Source organism: Pseudarthrobacter defluvii (genome assembly GCF_030323865.1).
Taxonomy (GTDB): Bacteria; Actinomycetota; Actinomycetes; order Actinomycetales; family Micrococcaceae; genus Arthrobacter; species Arthrobacter sedimenti.
The window spans coordinates 3066085-3085099 of record NZ_CP066362.1; the positions used below are offsets into that span (position 1 = coordinate 3066085).

At 67.2% G+C, this 19015-nt stretch carries 18 protein-coding genes; 4 read left to right on the plus strand and 14 right to left on the minus strand.

Features of this window, described 5'->3' with window-relative positions; genetic code table 11:
• Together JCQ34_RS14195 and JCQ34_RS14200 are read left to right on the plus strand one after the other, a co-directional pair.
• The gene (locus JCQ34_RS14195) at positions 1–828 is read left to right on the plus strand and encodes a DUF1206 domain-containing protein (RefSeq protein WP_286398414.1); all 828 of its coding nucleotides are present in this window, start codon (positions 1–3) and stop codon (positions 826–828) included.
• A 28-nt stretch (positions 829–856) separates the two neighbouring features.
• Positions 857–2095 (plus strand): SRPBCC family protein, encoded by a 1239-nt coding sequence (locus JCQ34_RS14200; RefSeq protein WP_286398416.1) that lies wholly within the window; start codon positions 857–859, stop codon positions 2093–2095.
• Positions 2096–2167: 72 nt separating this feature from the next.
• On the opposite strand, the gene JCQ34_RS14205 is transcribed toward JCQ34_RS14200, so the two are convergent.
• From JCQ34_RS14205 to JCQ34_RS14265, 13 genes are all read right to left on the minus strand, one after another.
• On the minus strand, positions 2168–3634 hold the full coding sequence (locus JCQ34_RS14205) for an FAD-dependent oxidoreductase (RefSeq protein ID WP_286398418.1): 1467 nt from the start codon (positions 3632–3634) through the stop codon (positions 2168–2170).
• Between the two features lie 87 nt (positions 3635–3721).
• A complete protein-coding gene (gene cobA, locus JCQ34_RS14210; protein WP_286398420.1) occupies positions 3722–4984 on the minus strand; it encodes a uroporphyrinogen-III C-methyltransferase in 1263 nt (420 codons plus the stop codon).
• Positions 4985–5071: 87 nt separating this feature from the next.
• Positions 5072–5518 carry an SRPBCC family protein gene (locus JCQ34_RS14215; protein ID WP_286398422.1) on the minus strand — a complete coding sequence of 149 codons (447 nt, stop codon included), beginning with the start codon at positions 5516–5518 and terminating at the stop codon, positions 5072–5074.
• Between the two features lie 83 nt (positions 5519–5601).
• Positions 5602–6642, minus strand: a complete 1041-nt coding sequence (locus JCQ34_RS14220) for an ABC transporter permease (RefSeq protein ID WP_286398424.1) — start codon at positions 6640–6642, stop codon at positions 5602–5604.
• A complete protein-coding gene (locus tag JCQ34_RS14225; protein ID WP_214944836.1) occupies positions 6632–7357 on the minus strand; it encodes an ABC transporter ATP-binding protein in 726 nt (241 codons plus the stop codon). Before JCQ34_RS14225 ends, JCQ34_RS14220 begins: the two co-directional genes overlap by 11 nt.
• 25 nt (positions 7358–7382) lie before the next feature.
• Positions 7383–8513 (minus strand): ABC transporter substrate-binding protein, encoded by a 1131-nt coding sequence (locus JCQ34_RS14230; RefSeq protein WP_286404529.1) that lies wholly within the window; start codon positions 8511–8513, stop codon positions 7383–7385.
• Positions 8514–8643: 130 nt separating this feature from the next.
• On the minus strand, positions 8644–9810 hold the full coding sequence (locus tag JCQ34_RS14235) for an RtcB family protein (protein ID WP_286398427.1): 1167 nt from the start codon (positions 9808–9810) through the stop codon (positions 8644–8646).
• 79 nt (positions 9811–9889) lie between these two features.
• Complete coding sequence (locus JCQ34_RS14240; RefSeq protein ID WP_286398429.1) at positions 9890–10663, minus strand: hypothetical protein; 774 nt, start codon at positions 10661–10663, stop codon at positions 9890–9892.
• A 216-nt stretch (positions 10664–10879) separates the two neighbouring features.
• Positions 10880–12310 (minus strand): sulfate adenylyltransferase subunit 1, encoded by a 1431-nt coding sequence (locus JCQ34_RS14245; RefSeq protein ID WP_286398431.1) that lies wholly within the window; start codon positions 12308–12310, stop codon positions 10880–10882.
• On the minus strand, positions 12310–13254 hold the full coding sequence (cysD, locus tag JCQ34_RS14250) for a sulfate adenylyltransferase subunit CysD (RefSeq protein ID WP_286398432.1): 945 nt from the start codon (positions 13252–13254) through the stop codon (positions 12310–12312). The genes JCQ34_RS14245 and cysD overlap by 1 nt, the downstream gene beginning before the upstream one ends.
• Positions 13251–13979, minus strand: a complete 729-nt coding sequence (locus JCQ34_RS14255) for a phosphoadenylyl-sulfate reductase (RefSeq protein ID WP_286398433.1) — start codon at positions 13977–13979, stop codon at positions 13251–13253. Before JCQ34_RS14255 ends, cysD begins: the two co-directional genes overlap by 4 nt.
• The gene (locus tag JCQ34_RS14260; RefSeq protein ID WP_286398434.1) at positions 13979–15724 is read right to left on the minus strand and encodes a nitrite/sulfite reductase; all 1746 of its coding nucleotides are present in this window, start codon (positions 15722–15724) and stop codon (positions 13979–13981) included. The genes JCQ34_RS14255 and JCQ34_RS14260 overlap by 1 nt, the downstream gene beginning before the upstream one ends.
• A 54-nt stretch (positions 15725–15778) precedes the next feature.
• Positions 15779–16636 carry a sirohydrochlorin chelatase gene (locus tag JCQ34_RS14265; protein ID WP_286398436.1) on the minus strand — a complete coding sequence of 286 codons (858 nt, stop codon included), beginning with the start codon at positions 16634–16636 and terminating at the stop codon, positions 15779–15781.
• A gap of 60 nt (positions 16637–16696) precedes the next feature.
• On the opposite strand from JCQ34_RS14265, the gene JCQ34_RS14270 reads away from it, so the two are divergent.
• Positions 16697–17350, plus strand: coding sequence for a trimeric intracellular cation channel family protein (locus tag JCQ34_RS14270; RefSeq protein WP_286398437.1), 654 nt, complete (start codon positions 16697–16699; stop codon positions 17348–17350).
• 52 nt (positions 17351–17402) lie between these two features.
• On the plus strand, positions 17403–17834 hold the full coding sequence (locus JCQ34_RS14275; protein ID WP_286398438.1) for a hypothetical protein: 432 nt from the start codon (positions 17403–17405) through the stop codon (positions 17832–17834).
• Positions 17835–17934: 100 nt separating this feature from the next.
• Here JCQ34_RS14275 and JCQ34_RS14280 read toward each other — a convergent pair whose 3' ends face one another.
• Positions 17935–18786: a type IV toxin-antitoxin system AbiEi family antitoxin domain-containing protein gene (locus JCQ34_RS14280; protein ID WP_286398440.1), complete on the minus strand. Its 852-nt coding sequence runs from the start codon at positions 18784–18786 to the stop codon at positions 17935–17937.
• Positions 18787–19015 lie beyond the last annotated feature (229 nt).

Genomic DNA, 19015 nt, shown 5'->3' on the forward strand with positions numbered 1-19015 from the left:
ATGTCCAACGGCGAATCCACGCTCAGGCAGGCAGCGGACGCTGTCGAGGAGGCCTCCAACCACAAGGTCCTGGATGTGCTGGCCCGCGCCGGGTTTGCCGTCATGGCCCTGCTCCACGTCATCCTCGGTGCCATCGCCATTGCCATCGCTTTCGGGCATCCGGGCGAGGCCGAACCCACCGGCGCCATCGCCCAACTGGCGGACAACCCGTGGGGCCCGTTCGTCATGTGGGGGTGCGTGGTGGCCTGCCTCGGCCTTGCCCTGTGGCAGGCCAGTGAAGCGACCCTGCGGGCTCGAAGCCTCCCGCGCAAGGAACGGCTGGCCAAGCTGGTTTCCTCAGGGTTCCTGGCGGTCGCGTACGGCAGCGTGGGCCTGACTTTCGCAGGATTCGCGCTGGGCCAGCGCAGCGACTCAGGCGACAACACGCGCGACTTCAGCGCCAGCCTGATGGACCACCCGGAGGGGCCATGGCTCCTGGTGGCCTTGGGCCTGACCATCCTGGGCATCGGCATCTACTTCGTCGTCAAGGGGCTGCGGCGCGGCTTCAAGGAAGAACTGTTCCATTTTGAGGGCACCCGGCGCGGCAGGCTTATCGACAGCCTGGGCGTCACCGGCCATGTCGCCAAAGGCATTGCACTGGACCTCACCGGACTGCTGTTCATCATTGCCGCGGCCAAGCACCGGCCCGAGGAGTCGACGGGGCTGGACGGCAGCCTCAAGGCCCTGCAGGACCACCCCTTCGGACCCACCCTGCTGGTGGCGATCGGTGCCGGGTTTATCGCCTACGGGATTTTCGCACTGATCCGGGCCCGGTTCGGCCGCATGTAGTCCCGGGGTTTGTGGGTAGGAAGGAAGTATGACCCAACAACTGCGCGCAGTTTCCGCCGTCATCGGGAGTGCCGGGCAGGCCTTTGCCGCCCTCTTCCGGCTCCTGAAACTCGCGCGGCCTGACCGGCCCATCCACCCGGAGGGCCTCGGCCTGGCCGGAGTACTCACCAGGACGGGCAACCCGGCAGGCCCCAGCGGCATCGACTGGCTGGACTCCCCCGGCACTGACCAGGTAGTGGCCCGCTTCTCGCGGTCCGTGGGGCTGCCGCAGGCGCTGCCGGACATCCTGGGCCTGGCGCTCCGCGTTTCCCCGTCCGGCGATGCTGCTGCCGCCGATGACGCTGCTGCCGGTCCGGCTGACGTGCTGTTTGCCTCCACCGGGTGGGGCAGGCCGGGCCGGTTCCTGCTTGTGCCGCGGCTGGACGTCGCCGGAGCCACCATGACCACGCTGATGCCATACCGGGGCCAGCGCGGTCCCGTCCTGCTGGGCGTGCGGACGCGGAGCCTCCCGCCGGGTTCGCTGGCGTCCGGGGAATGGGTGCTGGGGCTGCACTGGGCCTCACCGGGCGGACCCTGGCGGGAGTGCGGCGAGCTGCGGCTGCACGCCGGCGGCAACCCCGCTGACATCCCCCTGCGGTTCGATCCCCTGGAGAACCAGCCGCCCGGCGCCGAGGCCTACGGATGGACCCGGCGCCTGCGGAAGCCCTCCTACCGGGCCGCACGGCGGCCCGCACCTCCCGCCGTCGTACGCGCCAAGCAACCTGCGCGCCCAAAGAACGCTCCCGTAACACTTCAGCAAAGCACCACCGGAACCGGAAGGAACACCATGTCCACCGTCTCGCTGCTGTTCAACGCATCCTCCGCCGACGTCTGGCGGGTCATCTCTGACGGCTGGCTCTATTCGGGCTGGGTGGTGGGAGCCTCCCGGATCAGGGACGTGGACGCCGAATGGCCGCAGGCCGGCGCCCAGCTGCACCACTCCGTGGGGACCTGGCCGCTGGTCATCGACGACAGCACCAAGGTGGCCGCCGTGGAGCCCGGCCGCTCCCTGGAACTCGTTGCACGCGGCTGGCCCATGGGCGAGGCCAAGGTGGAGATTACGCTGGAGGACCGCGGGAACCAGTGCCGGGTGACCATCGCCGAGGACGCCATCCGCGGGCCGGGCAAGCTGATGCCCAAGTTCCTGCGCGATCCGCTGATTTCTGCCCGGAACCGCGAAACCCTCCGGCGCCTGGAGCTGATGGCGATCGGCGGCGCGGGGAAGTAGCGCAGCCCGGTTAACACAGCTTAAATGCCGGAACCGCGGGCCCATTGGCCCCGCGGTTCCTGCATTTAGGTTCTAGACCTGGGCGGCTACGCCGTCGCGGGAGATGTCCACCATGTCCCCGCGCGGCACCACCTTGATGCGCTCACGCTTGACTTTAACGCCGTGCGAGCCGCCGGCCTCCGTGGCTGCTGCGCCGAGGGCGAGCTCGTGGGCATCGAGGGCCAGCCAGCCTTCCCAGCTGGTGAACTTCACGCCGCGGGCATCGAGGAGTTCGGTGACCGCGTCCTCTGCGGGTGCCTCGGCGACCGGAAGGTTTTCGCGGTCTTCCAGCAGGTACGTGACGGTCTCCAGGGCGTCGCCCTTGGTGTGACCGATGAGCCCGACCGGTCCGCGCTTGATCCAGCCCGTGGCGTAGAGACCCGGCACGTGGGTGCCCGACGCGTCCAGGACGCGGCCGCCGTCGTTCGTCACCACGCCCTTCTTGTGGTCGAACTCAACGTCCGGCAGGGCCGAACCGAAGTAGCCAATGGCGCGGTACACAGCCTGGACCGGGTAGTCCACGTACTCGCCGGTGCCACGGGCGTTGCCGGTGCCGTCCAGCTCGGTGCGCTCAAACTTGATGCCGGCCACCTTGCCTGGGGTCTCGGCGTCGTCGTAGATCTCCACCGGGCTGTGCAGGAAGTGCAGGTGCAGGCGGCGCGAAGCCTTGAGCTCGGAGAGGTCCTCGGGCTGCTCAGCGATCCAGTTGGTGAGCGTGCCCACCATGGTCTTGGTCTGGTTGTTCGTCTGGATCTGGCGGTCCGATTCCTCGTCGAACTCGAAGTCCTCCGGGTACAGGATGATGTCCACGTCCTTGGAGTGGGACAGCTCGCGCAGCTCCAGCGGGGTGAACTTGACCTGGGCGGGGCCGCGGCGGCCGAAGACGTGGACGTCGGTGACCGGGGACGCCTTCAGGCCCGCGTAGACGTTGTCCGGGATTTCGGTGACCAGCAGGTCATCGGCGTGCTTGGACAGGACGCGGGCCACGTCCAGGGCCACGTTGCCGTTGCCGATCACGGCGATTTCCTTGGCCTCCAGGGGCCACTCCCGGGGCACGTCGGGGTGGCCGTCGTACCAGGAGACGAAGTCGGCGCCGCCGAAGGAGCCCTCCAGCTCGACGCCGGGGATGTTCAGGTCCGCGTCCTTGATGGCGCCGGTGGCGAAGATGACGGCGTCGTAGTGCTTGCGGAGGTCCTCGATGGTGAGGTCCGTGCCGTAGTCGACATTGCCGAAAAAGCGGATGTCGCCGCGGTCCAGCACCTTGTGCAGGGCGTTCACGATGCCCTTGATGCGGGGGTGGTCCGGGGCCACGCCGTAGCGGATCAGGCCGTAGGGTGCCGGGTAGCGGTCAAAGAGGTCGATGCTGACGGTCAGCTCGCCGCTCTTGACGGCTTCGCTCTTGGTGAGGATGTCGGCGGCGTAGACGCCGGCCGGGCCGGAGCCCACGACGGCGACGCGCAGCGGACGCTCAGCAGATCCTACGGTGGTGCTGGATGACACGGCTGTGTTCCTTTTCTTCTGCATCGACTGCTGAGTACTTGTCGTTTTGAACGCTCATAACGACAAGTACGGAGCAATCGATGGGTTTCAGGTGGTGAGGGCGGTCTTGCGGGGGCTGTTCGGGGTGGTGGTGCTGTAGTCAGCGGTTTTGAAGTGCGACGGCGCGAACGGGCTCACGCGCACCACGTCACCGATGACAATCACGGCAGGATTTGCGACGCCGGCCGCCTTGGCCTGGTCGGCGATGGAACCGAGCGTGCCAATGGTGACGCGCTGGTCCGGCAAATAGCCGTTTTCCACGATACCAACAGGTGTGTCCAGCGGCAGTCCAGCTTCGCCCAGCGCGGACGCGGATTCCCGCAGCTGGCCGACGCCCATGAGCAGGACAATCGTGTGGTCCGGGCGGGCCGGGATCTCGGAGAGTTCCTCGTGGCCGGTGACCACGCTGAAGCCCTTGGCCAGGCCGCGGTGCGTGACCGGAACACCTGCGGCTGCCGGGACGGAGATGGCGGACGTGACGCCGGAGACCACCTCAACCTCGACGCCGTTCTGCCGGCAGTACTCTGCTTCCTCGCCGCCGCGTCCCAGCACGTACGGGTCGCCGCCCTTGAGCCGGACAACGCGGTGGCCCTTGAGCGCTTCCTCGACGAGGAGACGGTTGATGTCTGCCTGCGGGACGGGGTGGTGGCCGGGGGTTTTGCCCACTTCGATGACGCGGACATCCGGGGCGAGTTCGTTCAGCAGTTCGCGGGGGCCGAGGCGGTCCGCAACAACGACGTCGGCCTGGCCCAGGAGCCGGCGGCCGCGGACGGTGATAAGGCCGGTGTCGCCGGGGCCGCCGCCAACAAGGGCGACTGACCCGCGGTGCGCGCGGCGGCGGCGCAGCGGCAGGTCTCCCGTTTCCAGGGCGGTGGCCACGGCATCGCGGACGGCCATGGCGCGGCGCGGGTCTCCCCCGGCGTTGACGGCGATCTTGACGTCGTCCACCACGGCGACGGCGGGGGTCCAGGCGGCGGACGCTTCATGGTCGGAGGCGTTGACGCACCACACCCGCTGCGCCTCGGCGTCGGCCGAGACCCGGGCGTCCACTTCCGGGGTGCCCGTGGCTGTCTGGACGAACCAGACGCCGTCGACATCGCTTGAAAGGTAGGGGCGCGCCTCCCAGGTGAGCAGGCCGGCGTCGACCAACTCCTGCAGCGCGGGCGAGGCAACCGGAGCCACGACGGTGACCAGGGCACCGGCGTCGAGCAGTCCCTTGGCGCGGCGGGCAGCGACGGGTCCGCCGCCCACCACCAGCACGGGGCGGCCGAGCAGCCGCAGCGCCGTGGGGTATATGTCCTGAATTGCCATGAATCAACGGTAGGGCGGCGTCACATTCGCCAACAAAGGCCCAGCAACACCAGTTCACGTAAGGTAACGCTGCGTCACAAAGGATTTTCAGGCTCGCGCGGCCAGGAAACGGCCGCGGTCCCGGATCAGCCGTTCCAGGTACCGGGCCAGGATGAGGCGCTCGACGGCGCGGCCCAGGACTCCCAGCGGGGCGGTGAACTCCACCCGGTCCGTCATGATGCTTCCGGCGGCCGTGGGCTCGAATTCATGGACGTGCCGGAAGGCCTTTAAAGGGCCCTTCACCTGCTCATCGGTGAAGCTGCGGGGGAAATCCAGGTGGGTGACCCTGCTGGTCATGGTGAGCGGAATACTGAAGTGCTTCGCCCGCCAGGTCACCTCCTGGCCCTCCCCGATCAGCCCACTGGTGACGCCGGCAACCGCCCGCTCCCCCGAGTCCCTCTGGGAGTCCACGTGAAGGTCGATGCTGCGGGCCAAGTCGAACAGCTGCTCCACGGGTAGCTGGGATTCGGTCCGGCACACGAAACTGGCGGTCATGGCGCCAGTCTGCCATGCGCCAGGAAACAGCAGAGCCCGACGGCGGAAGGTCGCCGTCGGGCTCTGCTTGCGGTGTGTTGGGGCTAGCGGGTGCTGCCGGCCAGGAGGCCGCGTCGGCGCAGGAGGCGCTTCTCGATGGGCCCGAAGACCAGCAGCTCGATGAGGATGCCGACGGCGAGGATCAGCAGGATGGCGGCCATGACGATAGTCATGTCCGACAGGTCCCGTCCCTGGTCCAGCAGGGAGCCCAGGCCGAAGCCGATGGTGCCGCCCACGGCAATGATCTCCGCGGCCATGAGTGAGCGCCAGGAGAAGGCCCATCCCTGTTTGAGGCCGCTGAGGTAGCCGGGCAGTGCGGCCGGGAGGATCACCTGCAGGGCCATTTGCAGCCGCGATGCGCCCAGGACTGTGCCCACCCGGCGGTACTGCGGCGGGATCTGGTCCACGCCCGAAATCAGGCCGTTGATGATGGACGGGATGGCGCCCATGAACACCACGAAGTACACGGTGGCATCCGTGAGGCCGAACCAGATGATGGCCGCGGGAACCCACGCCACGGACGGCAGCACCTGGAGGCCGGAGATCAGCGGTCCAAATGCGCGTCGAAGCGGGGCAACCTGGGCCAGCAGGAGGCCGACCGGCGTGGCGATGGCCACCGATATCAGGAAGCCCACCACACCGCGCTGCAGTGACGTCCAGATGGACTGCTGGAACTTTCCGTCGCTCCACAGGACACCCATCTGGGCCACCACATCAAGCGGCCCCGGAACCAGGTCCCGCCGCTTCACGCCGAGCGACACATAGAACTGCCAGATGAGCACCAGGACCACCAGGGCGGCCACCGGCAGCAGAATCCGGCTCCAGTCGACGCGGTGCTTGCGGTCTGCGTCGGACTGCAGCGAGTCCAAGCCGGATTCAAGCTCGCGGAGGTCCTCGTTGCCGGTGGACGTCCGGGTCAGGGCGGCATGCACGTGCTCACGGGCTGCGGGCGCAGCGCCGGATGCCGCCCAGGGAGTAGCATCGGGCTTGTCGGAGCCGGACGCTTCGTCCGAAGGACGAAAGCCGTCCGGCGAAGGGGCGGGGGCGGCATCCGGCGCGGAGCCAGACAGGAACTTACTTGGCATGGCGGCGAATCTCCTCCCGCAGCCGGGCGGTGATGACCCCGGTCAGCTGGCCGGCGAGCCCGGCGTCGGTTCGGTGTTCCTCGGTGACTGCCCATTCCTGGACCACGCGGCCGGGGCGGGAGGACAGCAGCAGGACGCGCTGGCCCAGCCGGACGGCCTCGCGGACGTTGTGGGTGACGAAGACGATGGTCCGCCCGGTTTCCTTCCAGATGCGTTCCAGCTCATCGTGCAGGAGGTCGCGGGTGATGGCGTCGAGGGCGGCGAAGGGCTCATCCATAAGCAGCAGCTGCCGGTCCTGGGCCAGCGAACGGGCCAGGGACACGCGCTGCCGCATGCCGCCGGACAGTTCGTGCGGGCGCTTGTCCCCGGCGGATCCCAGGTGCACCAGTTCGAGGAGTTCCTGGGCCTTGGTGCGGCGTTCGGCTTTGCCCACGCCGCGCAGCTTCAGTGCCAGTTCGATGTTCTCCCGTGCGGTCAGCCACGGAAACAGCGCCGCGTCCTGGAACATGAAGGCGGCGCCGTCGCTGGGCACTTCCAGGGCGCCCGACGTCGGCGCTTCAAGTCCCGCGATGATGTTCAGGAGGGTGGATTTGCCGCAGCCGGAGGCACCGAGGAGGGCAACGAACTCGCCTTGCCTGATGTTGGCGTTGACGTCGTCAAGTACCGGGGCGCCATCGCCGAAGCGCTTGCCCAGGTGTTCCAGTACTACTGGCATGGTGGCGTCCTTAAGTGGTGGTGGATCAGTCCTGGCCGAGGCCGGCGGCTGAGATCTTGTCCGCGCCGCCGGTCACCTGGTTCAGGGCGCTGAGGTCGAAGAGGCCGTTGATGTCGGCCTTTTTGGTGGTGCCGGCGTCGATGCCGTCCTGCAGCAGCTTGGGGTAACTGCCCGCCAGCGGGTCAAGAGTGAAGCTGATGTTCGCCAGCGACCGGGCCAGGACATCCGCCGGCAGCGCGGCCCCGGCGGATTCCTGCAGGGCGGAGTTGATAAGAGCGGCCTTCTCGTCGGCCGGGGCCGAGTTGAGCCACGCCACGGAGTCCGCATTGCCCTTCAGCAGGGCCTTAACGGTGTCCGGGTGGTCTGCGGCGAACTTCTGGTTCACGATCAGGATGGTGGTGGGGAATTCGCCGGGCTTGCCGGTGTCGGCCCCATCCCACAGGTCCTTTTCATCCACCAGCACCTTGGCGCCGGCCTGGAGCACCAAACGTGAGGCCCACGGCTCGGGCAGCCACGCGCCGTCGAGCTTTCCGTCCTGGAACAGCTTGAGCGCCTGGGCGTTGTCCGTGGGGTTGATGGCCACGTCACCGCTGCCGTCCACCCCGGTCTTGTAGCCCTGCTTGGAGAGCCAGGCGCGCAGGGCGACGTCCTGGGTGCCGCCAAGCTGCGGCGTTGCCAGGGTCTTGCCCCGAAGGTCAGCCGCGGAGTCGATGCCGGGCTTGACCACCAGCTGGGCGCCGCCCGCCGCGGCTCCGGCGATCACGCGCACAGACTGGCCTTGGCTTTTGGCAAAGGAGTTGATGGCCGGGTTGGGGCCGATGTACGCGGCATCGATGGCGCCGGCGTTCAGTGCCTCAATGGCGGCAGGACCGGCGTTGAAGGTCTCGGTGCTGAGCTTCGTACCGCCCAGGGCGTCGGCCAGGAATCCCTTTTTGACGCCCACCAGCGCCGGAGCGTGGGTGACGTTCCCGAAGTAACCCAGCTTCAGCTCGGCGGCCGGCGTGGGCTCGGCGGCCTGGGCCTCGGTGTCTCGGGAGATATTGGAGGCCACGACGGCTCCGACGGCGATCAGCAGGACCAGCCCGATGGCCAGCGCAGCCTCGACGGCGCGCGTGCGCGTGGGGCGCGCGCTTTCGCCTGCCACGATGCGGGTCATCCCGGGCTTGGAACTAGTCATTGCTTCACCATAGGGAGTGGCCCAAACCCGTTCAACGAAGCGGAAACGGGGGGTCACGCACGTTCATCTGGCGTCACATTTTGCCGTGCCGTTGCCCTGATGCGCAGCTTCAATTGCCTTTGACGTTGACCAGCTGCCGCAGTTTGTGCCGCACGGTGACCAGGTCCGCGGCGTCCTGCATGACCTGGTCGATCGGCTTGTACGCGGCGGGAATTTCGTCGATGAAGGCCTCCGACGCGCGGAACTCGATGCCCCGCATGGCGCGCTTCAGTTCCTCCAGTGTGAAGGTCTTCCGGGCTGCGTTGCGGGAGTATTCGCGACCAGCCCCGTGCGGGGAGGAGTTGAGCGAGGCAGCGTTGCCCCGGCCTTCCACAACATACGACGCCGTCCCCATGGATCCCGGGATCAGCCCGGCATCGCCGTGGCCGGCTTTGATGGCACCCTTCCGGGACACCCACACCGGCTTGCCGTAGTGCGTCTCCTGCTGGGTGAAGTTGTGGTGGCAGTTGATCCGCTCGCGTTCCTGCACCGGTCCGCCCACCCAGCGGCTGAACTGGGCCGTCACCCGGTCCATCATTTCCTCCCGGTTCAGCAGCGCGAAGTGCTGGGCCCATCGCAGTTCAGCGATGTACCGCTCGAACTGCGGGGTGTCCTCGTCCAGGTACGCCAGGTCCGGATCGGGCAGGTAGATCTGGTTCTTCCGGCTGACATGCTGGGCCACACCAATGTGGTGCTGGGCGATCCTGTTGCCGATGCCCCGCGAGCCAGAATGCAGGAACAGCCACACGCCGTCGGACTCATCCGCGGACACTTCGATGAAATGGTTGCCCGAGCCCAGGGAGCCCAGCTGGAGCTCCCATTTGGCCACGTACTGGGCGGGGTTGAAGCCGGCTTTGGCGGCCCGCTGCTTCAGCTCGGCGATCCTCGGCTCCGCGGTGGGGAGGATCTTCCGGTTGTTGTTCCCGGCGGACAACGGGATGACCCGCTCGATGTCCTCGCGGAGGCTCTTCCGGTCCCTCGGCAGGTCTTTTACCGAGTACTGGTTCCGCACCGCGATCATGCCGCATCCGATGTCCACGCCAACGGCCGCCGGGATGATGGCGCGGAGCGTGGGGATCACCGAACCCACGGTGGCGCCCTTGCCCAGATGCGCGTCCGGCATCAGTGCCAGGTGGGGGTAGATGAATGGCAGGGCCGCCGTCATCACCGCCTGTTCGCGGGTCTTGTCATCCAGGATCGACGCCCAGTTCAAGAGCTTCGGGCTGATGGTCTCCATCCTTTAAGCCTGCCCCGGAAATCGACCCGGAAACGGCATAACCGAAAGTTCTGAAGAGGCTGAGCCCCTGTCGCTGAGGCTACGCGGCGGCGGTGAGCCGGTGGCGTGGGGCGCGGGCGGCGGGCCTGGCGGGCAGCAGGCGGCGCAGGTTGAACCAGGTGAACAGGGCCAGCCCCAGGTACAGGCTGAGTTCCATGACTTCGCCGTATTCGGAGATGCCGTAGTCAGGCGACGGCCAAACCAGCAAACGGAAAAGCCGGTAGGCCGCTGCCAGCCCGAAGGCCGGCGCCAGGCAGAGCGGCGGGATGAGCAGATGCGCGGAGCCAAGGTTCTTCCAACGGGCGCTGACGGCATTCCAGACCAGGGGTGCGCAGGCCCCGTACAGGCTTGCGAGCAGCATGGCGGCGGGGACAAGCTCCTGCACGCCGCCGATGTTGTGCACAGTGGTCTCCCCCTGCCGGTTGATCGCTTCCATGGCCTCCGGTGTCTGCCAGCCAAAGATGCGTTGGCCCCAGGAGATCTCCTCTCCTGCCAGGAACCAAACCCCGGCAGCGACCACGCCGTACAGCAAGGCCATGGCTTTGTGCCCGGTCTTGTACAGGTGGTACGCCAGGAGGGGCAGGAAGACTCCGGCAGCCACAAGGGAGAAGAACTGGAACCACTCGATCAGGGAGTCCTCGTCGAGGAGCCAAATGAACAGCGGTGGGTGCAGGGCAGTGGCAGCGGCCGCGAGTGCGATGCCTAGTGGAAGCAGCGCGATGATCAGCGCGCGGCGCGGGGAGATTCCCCATTCGCGGGCGTCCTGTGCAGAGCGGATAGCGGCTTTGGTGGACCACCGATGGATAACTGGCATTCGTGCCCCCTCAACGAAAACAGGCCGGGGCCTGGAATCGCGGCACCGGCGAAGCGATGCCTGAGCCTCCCATGTCTCCCCCAGCCACGAAAGGTTGGGTGGGAACGTCTGCGGTCTATTGTGCGGATTACCGCAGAGGCGCGAAATCGCCGGAACGGTGCGGAATAGCCGTAACGATACGGCGGTCCGGCACTGTTCCGGCGATTCGGGTGAGGACTAGATGCTGTAGCGCTCGTCCTCGTGGTCGCCCGGGTGGTCCTTGACCAGGCCCGCGGCCAGAGTGTTGCCGTCCAGCGGGTCGATCACCAGGAACGCGCCGGTGCGGCGGTGGTGCAGGTAGTTCTCCAGCGGCAGCGGCGCGGCGAGCCGGAGCTGCGCGTGGCCGATGTCGTTGAGCTCCAGGCTGGAAGCGCCCTCAAGCTTGAAGGTGGACAGGTCCAGCTTGCCGGAGACGCTGCGGACCATCGCCTGGACGGTGCGGGTGCCGTGCTTGACCAGAACCTTCTGGCCTTCGCGCAGCGGCTTGGGCGAGAGCCAGCAAAGCGCCGCGTAGAGGTCGGCTGAGGCTTCCCGAACCGTGCCGGCAGCAGCGATGGTGTCGCCGCGGGCGACGTCGAACTCGTCGGCCAGCCGGATGGCCACCGACTGCGGGGCAGCGGCTTCCTCCAGGGATGCACCGGCGAAGTCGATGCCCACCACGGTGGTGGTGCGGGGCGACTGGCCCGGCGTCAGCACGGAGACCGGGTCCCCCACCTTCACCGAGCCTTCGGTGATCTGGCCGGCGTACGCGCGGTAGTCACGGTAGGCCTCGGCATCCAGTCCGGCGGCGACGGCGTCGGGTGCCAGGGCGCCCTGCGGCCGGATGACCAGCTGCACGGGGAAGCGGAAGCTTTCCAGATGGCTTTCGAGTTCGTCGGCGGCGGGCAGGGTTTCGAGGACCTCCAGCAGCGCGGGCCCCGTGTACCAGGGGGTGCGCTCGGAGCGCTCCACTACGTTGTCGCCGTCGAGCGCGGACACCGGGATGACCGTGAGATCCGTGATGCCGCCTGCGTTGAATTCATCCCGGCCCAGGCCCAGTTCGCGGCCCACCTGCTGCACGTCGGCTTCGATGTCGCGGAACATGGACTCGCTGAAGTCCACCAGGTCGATCTTGTTCACGGCCACGATCACGTGCGCCACGCGCAGCAGCTGCAGCACGGACAGGTGCCGGCGGGTCTGCTCCAGGACACCCTTGCGGGCGTCAATGAGGACGACGACGGCATCCGCAGTGGACGCGCCCGTCACCGTGTTCTTGGTGTACTGCACGTGCCCGGGGCAGTCGGCCAGGATGAAGCTGCGCTGGTCGGTGGCAAAGTAGCGGTAGGCCACGTCGATGGTGATGCCCTGTTCGCGCTCGGCACGCAGGCCGTCGGTCAGCAGCGCCAGGTCGATCCCGCCCTTTTCGCCACCGAAGCCCCGGTCCGCGGAGGTGCGGGCGACGGCGTCGAGGGTGTCCGCGAGGATCGCCTTGGAATCATGAAGGAGGCGGCCCACCAAAGTGGACTTGCCGTCGTCGACTGATCCTGCCGTGGCAAAGCGGAAGAGCGTGGTGGGCAGGGCTGTTTCCAGGCCACCGGCGGAGCCGGACAAAACAGTTTCGGTGGTCATTAGAAGTACCCGTCCTTCTTGCGGTCTTCCATGGCGGCCTCGGAGATGCGGTCATCTGCGCGGGTGGCGCCACGTTCGGTCAGGGTGGAGGCCGCAACTTCAACCACCACGTCGGACACCGTGAAGGCGTTGGACTCCACGGCGCCGGTGCAGGACATGTCCCCCACGGTGCGGTAGCGGACGGTCTTGGTGATGACTTCCTCGCCCTCACGCGGCTGGGACACTTCGCCCACCGCACGCCACATGCCGTCGCGGGCGAAAACCTCGCGCTCGTGGGCGTAGTACAGGCCGGGCAGCTCGATGTTCTCGCGCTCGATGTAGCGCCAGATGTCCAGCTCCGTCCAGTTACTGATGGGGAACGCACGGACGTGCTGGCCCACGGTGTGGCGGCCGTTGTACAGGTTCCACAGCTCGGGGCGCTGGTTGCGCGGGTCCCACTGGCCGAACTCGTCGCGCAGGCTCAGGATGCGCTCCTTGGCGCGGGCCTTGTCCTCATCGCGGCGGCCGCCGCCGAACACGGCGTCGAACTTGTTCTGCTGGATGGCGTCCAGCAGCGGGACGGTTTGCAGCGGGTTGCGGGTGCCGTCGGCACGCTCGGCGAGTTCGCCGCGGTCGATGAACTCCTGCACGGAACCGACAACGAGCTTCAGGCCCAGCCGCTCAACTGTGCGGTCGCGGAAGTCGATGACCTCGGGGAAGTTGTGTCCGGTGTCCACGTGCAGCACGGGGAACGGAACTTTTCCCGGCCAGAACGCCTTGGTGGCCAGGTGCAGCATCACCACGGAGTCCTTGCCGCCGGAGAACAGCAGCGCCGGCTTCTCGAACTCGGCGACAACCTCGCGGATGATGTGGATGGCCTCGGATTCGAGGGTGTCCAGGCTGGACAGTCGGGTTGAGACGCCGGCCTCGGCCACCTGGGTCTCCTCGGTAAGTGAAGTGCTCATACGTGAAGTCCGCATTCTGTCTTGTCGGATCCTGCCCAGCGGCCGGCTCGGGGGTCTTCGCCGGGCGCCACCTTGCGGGTGCAGGGCTGGCAGCCAATGGAGGGGTAACCCTGGGAAAGCAGCGGGTTGACGGGCAAAAGGTTGTCGTCCGAGTACTGGACCAGCTGGTCGAACGTCCATGCGGCCACGGGGTTGACCTTGACGAGGCCGTTCTTCTCGTCCCAGGTGACCAGCGGGGTGTTGGTGCGGGTGGGTGCCTCGTCGCGGCGGACGCCGGTGAACCAGAGTTCGTAGCCCGCCAGGGTGCGCTGCAGCGGGGCCACCTTGCGGAGGGCGCAGCACTGGGCGGCGTCGCGGGCGAAGAGGTCCTTGCCAAGGAGCCGGTCCTGCTGCTCCACGGTGGTCTCCGGGAGCACGTCCACCACGTTGACGCGGAGGTTTGCTGCCACCTCGTCGCGCGTGGCGTAGGTTTCCGGGAAGTGGTAGCCGGTCTCCAGGAACAGGACGTCGACGCCGGGCATCTGGTCAGCGACCAGGGCCGGCAGGACGGCGTCGGCCATGGAGCAGGCGACGGCTACCGCGGGCAGGTCGAAGTTCCGATCCACCCAGGCGATCACGTCGCGGGCGGGGGCGTCCCAGCCGAGCTCGGCGGCGCCGGCTTCGGCCAGGGCCTTGAGCTCTTCCGTGGGGCGCTTGGCGGGCGCGGGTGCGAGATGCTTTGCCATTACTGCAGTGCTTCCTCGTCTGCTGCGTGGGCCCATTCGGCGAAGGTCTGGCCTTCGGCGCGGTCGGCCACGAACCGGCGGACCACGCGCTCCACGTAATCGGGCAGGTCGTCGACGTACACCTTCAGGCCGCGGACGGTGCGTCCCAGACCGGCTTCCTCACGGTCGTTGTTGGCCAGCCCTCCGCCCAGGTGGACCTGGAAGCCCGGGGAGGGATCGCCGTCGGGCGTTGGCAGTATCATGCCCTTGAGGCCGATGTCCGCCGTCTGGATGCGGGCGCAGGAGTTGGGGCAGCCGTTGATGTGCAGGGACAGTGCCGTGGGGAGCTGGCCCGAGTCGGCGAGGTCCGCCAGGCGGCGTTCCAGCTCGGCGACCGCGCTGGCCGCAGTCATCTTGGTTTCGACGATGGCCAGCTTGCAGTACTCGATGCCGGTGCAGGCGATGGTTCCGCGGCGGAACACGGACGGGCGGGCGGACAGGCCCAGGGCGTCCAGTTCGGCGATGAGCGGCTCCACCTGCTCCTTCTCGACGTCCAGCACCACGAGCTTCTGGTGCGGCGTGGTGCGCAGCCGGTAAGAGCCGCGGGCCTCCAGGGTGTCGGCGAGCTTGACCAGGCCGGAACCGGAGAGCCGGCCGCCCAGCGGGGTGGCACCGATGAAGAACTTGCCGTCCTTCTGTTCGTGCACGCCCACGTGGTCGCCGGGGGTGGCGGGCTTGGGCGCTGCCGGACCGTCGGCCAGCTTGTAGCCCAGGTATTCATCCTCCAGGACCTGGCGGAACTTCTCCGTGCCCCAGTCGGCCAGCAGGAACTTCAGGCGGGCCTTCGTGCGCATGCGGCGGTACCCGTAGTCGCGGAAGATGCTGGTGACACCCAGCCACACATCAGCGGCCTGGTCCGGCTGGACGAAGGCGCCCAGGCGCTTGCCGAGCATCGGGTTGGTGGACAGCGCCCCGCCCACCCAGAGGTCATAGCCGGCACCGAGCTCGGGGTGGCGGACACCCACCAGTGCGATGTCGTTGATCTCGTGGACCACGTCCTGGCTGGGGTGCCCGGTGATGGCGGTCTTGTACTTGCGTGGCAGGTTGGACACGATCGGGTTGCCGATGAACCGCTCCCCCAGCTCTGCGATGAGCGGGGTGGGGTCGATGATCTCGTCCTTAGCGATGCCGGCCACGGGCGAACCCAGGATCACGCGGGGCACATCGCCGCAGGCCTCGGTGGTGGACAGACCAACAGCTTCGAGGCGGCGCCAGATTTCGGGGACGTTCTCCACCTCCACCCAGTGCAACTGGATGTTCTGGCGGTCCGTCACGTCAGCCGAATCGCGGGCAAAGTCGACCGAAATCTGGCCGATGACGCGCAGCTGCTCGGTGGTGAGCGCACCGCCGTCGATCCGCACCCGGAGCATGAAGTACTTGTCCTCAAGCTCGTGCGGCTCAAGCGTGGCGGTCTTGCCGCCGTCGATCCCCTGCTTGCGCTGGGTGTACAGGCCCCACCACCGGAAGCGGCCGTGCAGGTCCTGGCTGGGGATGGCGTCGAAGCCTTCCTTGGCGTAGATGGACTCAATACGCTCGCGGACGTTCAGGCCGTCGTCTTCCTGCTTCCAGGTTTCGTTGGCGTTCAGCGGCGTCTTGCCGTCCACCTTCCACTGTCCGTGCGGCTTCGCAGCGGGGCGGGACGGGCGGGCGGGGCGCTTGGCAGCAGCGGAGTCCGCGGACGCTCCGGCTAGAGCTGTATCAGTCATGCATCGACTGTAGGGCGCCCCCGAATTACGTCACAAAGGCCCGGAAACGCTGAGTCACCTAGGGAAATATTTCGTCACGAAACGCCGAACGGCCTTGAACAGGCCACCCTGCTGTGCATCGGCGGGAGCATGGTTTGAGGCTTCCGTTGGGAGCGCCGCGGGCTCTTCCGCCGGGGCTTCCTGCATCTTCGCGACGGCGGCGTCGTACCTGTCCAGCGCAATCTCCGCCAGCGTGCGGGACGGCAGCAGGGGTTCGGTGACGACGTCGGCACCCGCCTTGGCCAGCTGGTCGTGGAAGAAGCCCGGCGCCAGGAGGTATGAGGCAATCACCACGCGTCCGCCGACGTCGACCGCTCCCGCGGACTCCCCCGCCCCGGCACCCCCGGCGAGTTCCTCCCGAAGCATGGCGACGGCGTCGGGCACGGAAGGCTGGGCGGACGCACCATAGGCGGCGACCATCCGGTTGGACCGCAACTGCTGCAACTGGCCAAGCAACTCTTCGACGCTGACGGCGGCGTTGGGGTTGGACGAGCCTGCCGCGGCCAGGACGATGACGTCGTTGTCCGTGGTTCCGGCCTCGCGCAGCCGCCGGTCCAGCAACTGGGCAAGACGGGGATCGGGCCCCAGCGGGGCAGCCGCAGCACTGCCCGGGCGGCTCTTCACGGCCCGCGCGATGTCCACCTTGACGTGGTACCCGACGCTCAGCAGCAGCGGAACTACCACCGCCGGATCCCCCTCCGGCAGGCCCGCCACCACATCCACCAGGTCCGGCTGCTGGACGTCGACGTAAGCTTCGCGGACATCAAGGCCGGGGCGCAGTTCCGCGATGGCGGCGCGCAGGGCATTGACCTCCGCGGCCCCCTGTGTGTTGGACGTCCCATGGGCGCAGGCGATCATGATGGGGCTGTTCATAGGGGCTAGCGTAACGTTGGAGCCGCCCTGTCCGCCCTCTTTGAAATACCGGGACGCCCCATGACATTCGCCTTTGACAACTCCCCGGTGTGGCTGGATCTGCTGGGCGTGTTTTTCTTCGCCGTCTCGGGCTCGCTGCTGGCGGCACGGAAGCAGATCGACATCGTCGGGTCGCTGCTGTTGGCCTCCTTGGTGGGACTTGGCGGCGGCGTGATCCGCGATGTCATCCTTGTCATCGTTCCGGCGGCCTTCACCAATCCGGCCTACCTGGCGCCGCCGCTGCTGGCCACGGTGCTGGTGTTCTTCCTGTTCTCCAGTGTCCAGCGATACACGTCGCTGCTGATTCTGTTCGACGCCGCCGGCCTGGCCCTCTTCTGCATGACCGGCACGGTCAAGGCACTGGCCACCGGCCTCAACCCGGTGGCTTCCGTGCTGCTGGGGGTGACGACGGCAGTGGGCGGCGGCCTGCTGCGGGACATCACCGCCAACGAGGTGCCGGAGCTCTTTAACCCGAAGGACATCTACGCGCTGCCGGCGTTCCTGGGTTCATCGTTGACCGCGGTGCTGTGGGTGCTTGGCGTGTTCAACGTGCTGACGGCAGCCGGCATTGCGGCGCTGGTTTTCACGTTCCGCGTCCTGGCCTGGCGGCGCTCCTGGCAGGCACCCCTTGCCGTGCGCGGGTGGCACCGGCGGACGACGGATTCGGGCCCGTGAGAGTTCTCCTGCCTGTCATTTTGGGGTGGTCCGGATTGGCTAGGATATGAGCATGACTGACATGTTCCTCGAGAAGTTCAAAGCGCTTGTTCCGAAGTATCTCGAGGATGAATGGCAGGAAGAGGACGGCCTGACCCCCGAGGAGCTGGACAAGGCCCTGGCCGAGCACCAGTTCCAGATCCCCCTGGTCCTGCGCGAGTTCTACCTCGCCCTGGGCGGCTGCGAGGACCTGATGGAGGCCTACCACTACTTCTGGGACCCGGACGAGCTCGAAGTCGATGACGAGGGCTTCCTGATGTTCCTTGAGGACGAGGACGAGGAGTACACCTGGGGCTTCCGCATCGGCGACCTCAGCGTCCCAGACCCCATCGTCTACCGCCGCAACAACGCCCGCGGCCAGTGGAAGTCCGAGGAAGGCACCTTTTCAGAATTCGTCTTCGACATGTTCGAGTGGGCGTTCGAGGAAGACGAAGAGGAAGAGTAGGAGCTGCTTCTTCCGTTGACCTAAATGCGTCACTTATGGACCGGACCTTGATGAGTGCCCCTGCGTTTGCAGGGGCACTCGCCGGTTAACATCCCATAAATTACGCAAACTGGTCGCCACGCCCGCTGCCTGTTGGCCTCCGCCACGCCCGCAGCACCGCCTGGACCTCCGCGACCATGGCCTCGGGCCGGTGGATGACGTCCTCATAGTAATAGCGCAACACCAAGTAGCCCCCGATGATGCTTCGGTTGTTGCGCCGCTGGTCCCGCTTGATGGATTTCGGCTCGAAGTGGGTTGAGCCATCCGTCTCCACTACCAGGATCTCCTCGACCAGGAAATCCACCTCTCCAACTCCGGGAATATAGACATGCCGCCGAACCCGTAATCCGGCCCGGGCAAAATATACATTTGCGAGTACCTCCAGCACTGAGTCCGCGCGGGGAATCACCAGGTCCAGAACCGACCGAGCACGCCCATTGCGGCGTCCCTGGCAGCGGCCGTAGAGGAAATCGAGGGAGACGTCTCCGGCGCTCACAGCCGACTGCACCATCACGAGCGCCTCCAGCTCAGGCAGGCAGTGCAGCGCATGCAGAAGCACGTCTGCCAGCCCCAGCACTGGCAGCCACGGATGCCGCGGATGCCTGGGCCGGCCGTGCTCGACGACTCCGGACGTATGGACGGGGTGGCTCCGGCTTAGGTGCAGGCCTGCCGGGTCGTTGAGGGTCCACAGTCGGTAGACGGGAGCAGCGGACAAACACGTGAGTCGACCACCCGCCGCCAAAACCCCAGCAACACGATTGTCGCCGGGCAGGGCGTAGACTCCCCGCCTGACTCTCACCAACAGGCCCAAGGCCACCGCGCGGCCCACTCTGGCACGCGTAAACCCAGCCTTTTGTAGTTCATGTGACCGGGCTGCTCCCGCGCGCCTGGCCAGGTAGTCACAGATGTCCATCCCTCATCGTGTCCAGGCGGAGCCTGCGACAAAGCAGGGGACTCCATTCATGTGGATAACCATCCCCAAGCCCGCTGGCGCAATTGCGTGATTTTTGGGCCGTGCAGGCACGCAGTCCCGCGTCCTTGAGGTGCGCACGGCTGCCCGTTCAGCCATAAGTCACGCAATTGCGCGAGGGACACCTGCGAGCGCTCGGAAAAGTCTTTGACAGGTGCAGTTACACAGGACT

Bases quoted from the DNA above. Each gene is read 5' to 3' on its own strand.
- JCQ34_RS14255 (WP_286398433.1), bottom strand. From the start codon at position 13,979: ATGGCAAAGCATCTCGCACCCGCGCCCGCCAAGCGCCCCACGGAAGAG.
- JCQ34_RS14270 (WP_286398437.1), top strand. From the start codon at position 16,697: ATGACATTCGCCTTTGACAACTCCCCGGTGTGGCTGGATCTGCTGGGC.
- JCQ34_RS14240 (WP_286398429.1), bottom strand. From the start codon at position 10,663: ATGCCAGTTATCCATCGGTGGTCCACCAAAGCCGCTATCCGCTCTGCA.
- JCQ34_RS14195 (WP_286398414.1), top strand. From the start codon at position 1: ATGTCCAACGGCGAATCCACGCTCAGGCAGGCAGCGGACGCTGTCGAG.
- JCQ34_RS14225 (WP_214944836.1), bottom strand. From the start codon at position 7,357: ATGCCAGTAGTACTGGAACACCTGGGCAAGCGCTTCGGCGATGGCGCC.
- JCQ34_RS14230 (WP_286404529.1), bottom strand. From the start codon at position 8,513: ATGACCCGCATCGTGGCAGGCGAAAGCGCGCGCCCCACGCGCACGCGC.
- JCQ34_RS14220 (WP_286398424.1), bottom strand. From the start codon at position 6,642: ATGCCAAGTAAGTTCCTGTCTGGCTCCGCGCCGGATGCCGCCCCCGCC.
- cobA (WP_286398420.1), bottom strand. From the start codon at position 4,984: ATGGCAATTCAGGACATATACCCCACGGCGCTGCGGCTGCTCGGCCGC.
- JCQ34_RS14275 (WP_286398438.1), top strand. From the start codon at position 17,403: ATGACTGACATGTTCCTCGAGAAGTTCAAAGCGCTTGTTCCGAAGTAT.
- JCQ34_RS14215 (WP_286398422.1), bottom strand. From the start codon at position 5,518: ATGACCGCCAGTTTCGTGTGCCGGACCGAATCCCAGCTACCCGTGGAG.
- cysD (WP_286398432.1), bottom strand. From the start codon at position 13,254: ATGAGCACTTCACTTACCGAGGAGACCCAGGTGGCCGAGGCCGGCGTC.
- JCQ34_RS14265 (WP_286398436.1), bottom strand. From the start codon at position 16,636: ATGAACAGCCCCATCATGATCGCCTGCGCCCATGGGACGTCCAACACA.
- JCQ34_RS14280 (WP_286398440.1), bottom strand. From the start codon at position 18,786: ATGGACATCTGTGACTACCTGGCCAGGCGCGCGGGAGCAGCCCGGTCA.
- JCQ34_RS14245 (WP_286398431.1), bottom strand. From the start codon at position 12,310: ATGACCACCGAAACTGTTTTGTCCGGCTCCGCCGGTGGCCTGGAAACA.
- JCQ34_RS14235 (WP_286398427.1), bottom strand. From the start codon at position 9,810: ATGGAGACCATCAGCCCGAAGCTCTTGAACTGGGCGTCGATCCTGGAT.
- JCQ34_RS14200 (WP_286398416.1), top strand. From the start codon at position 857: ATGACCCAACAACTGCGCGCAGTTTCCGCCGTCATCGGGAGTGCCGGG.
- JCQ34_RS14260 (WP_286398434.1), bottom strand. From the start codon at position 15,724: ATGACTGATACAGCTCTAGCCGGAGCGTCCGCGGACTCCGCTGCTGCC.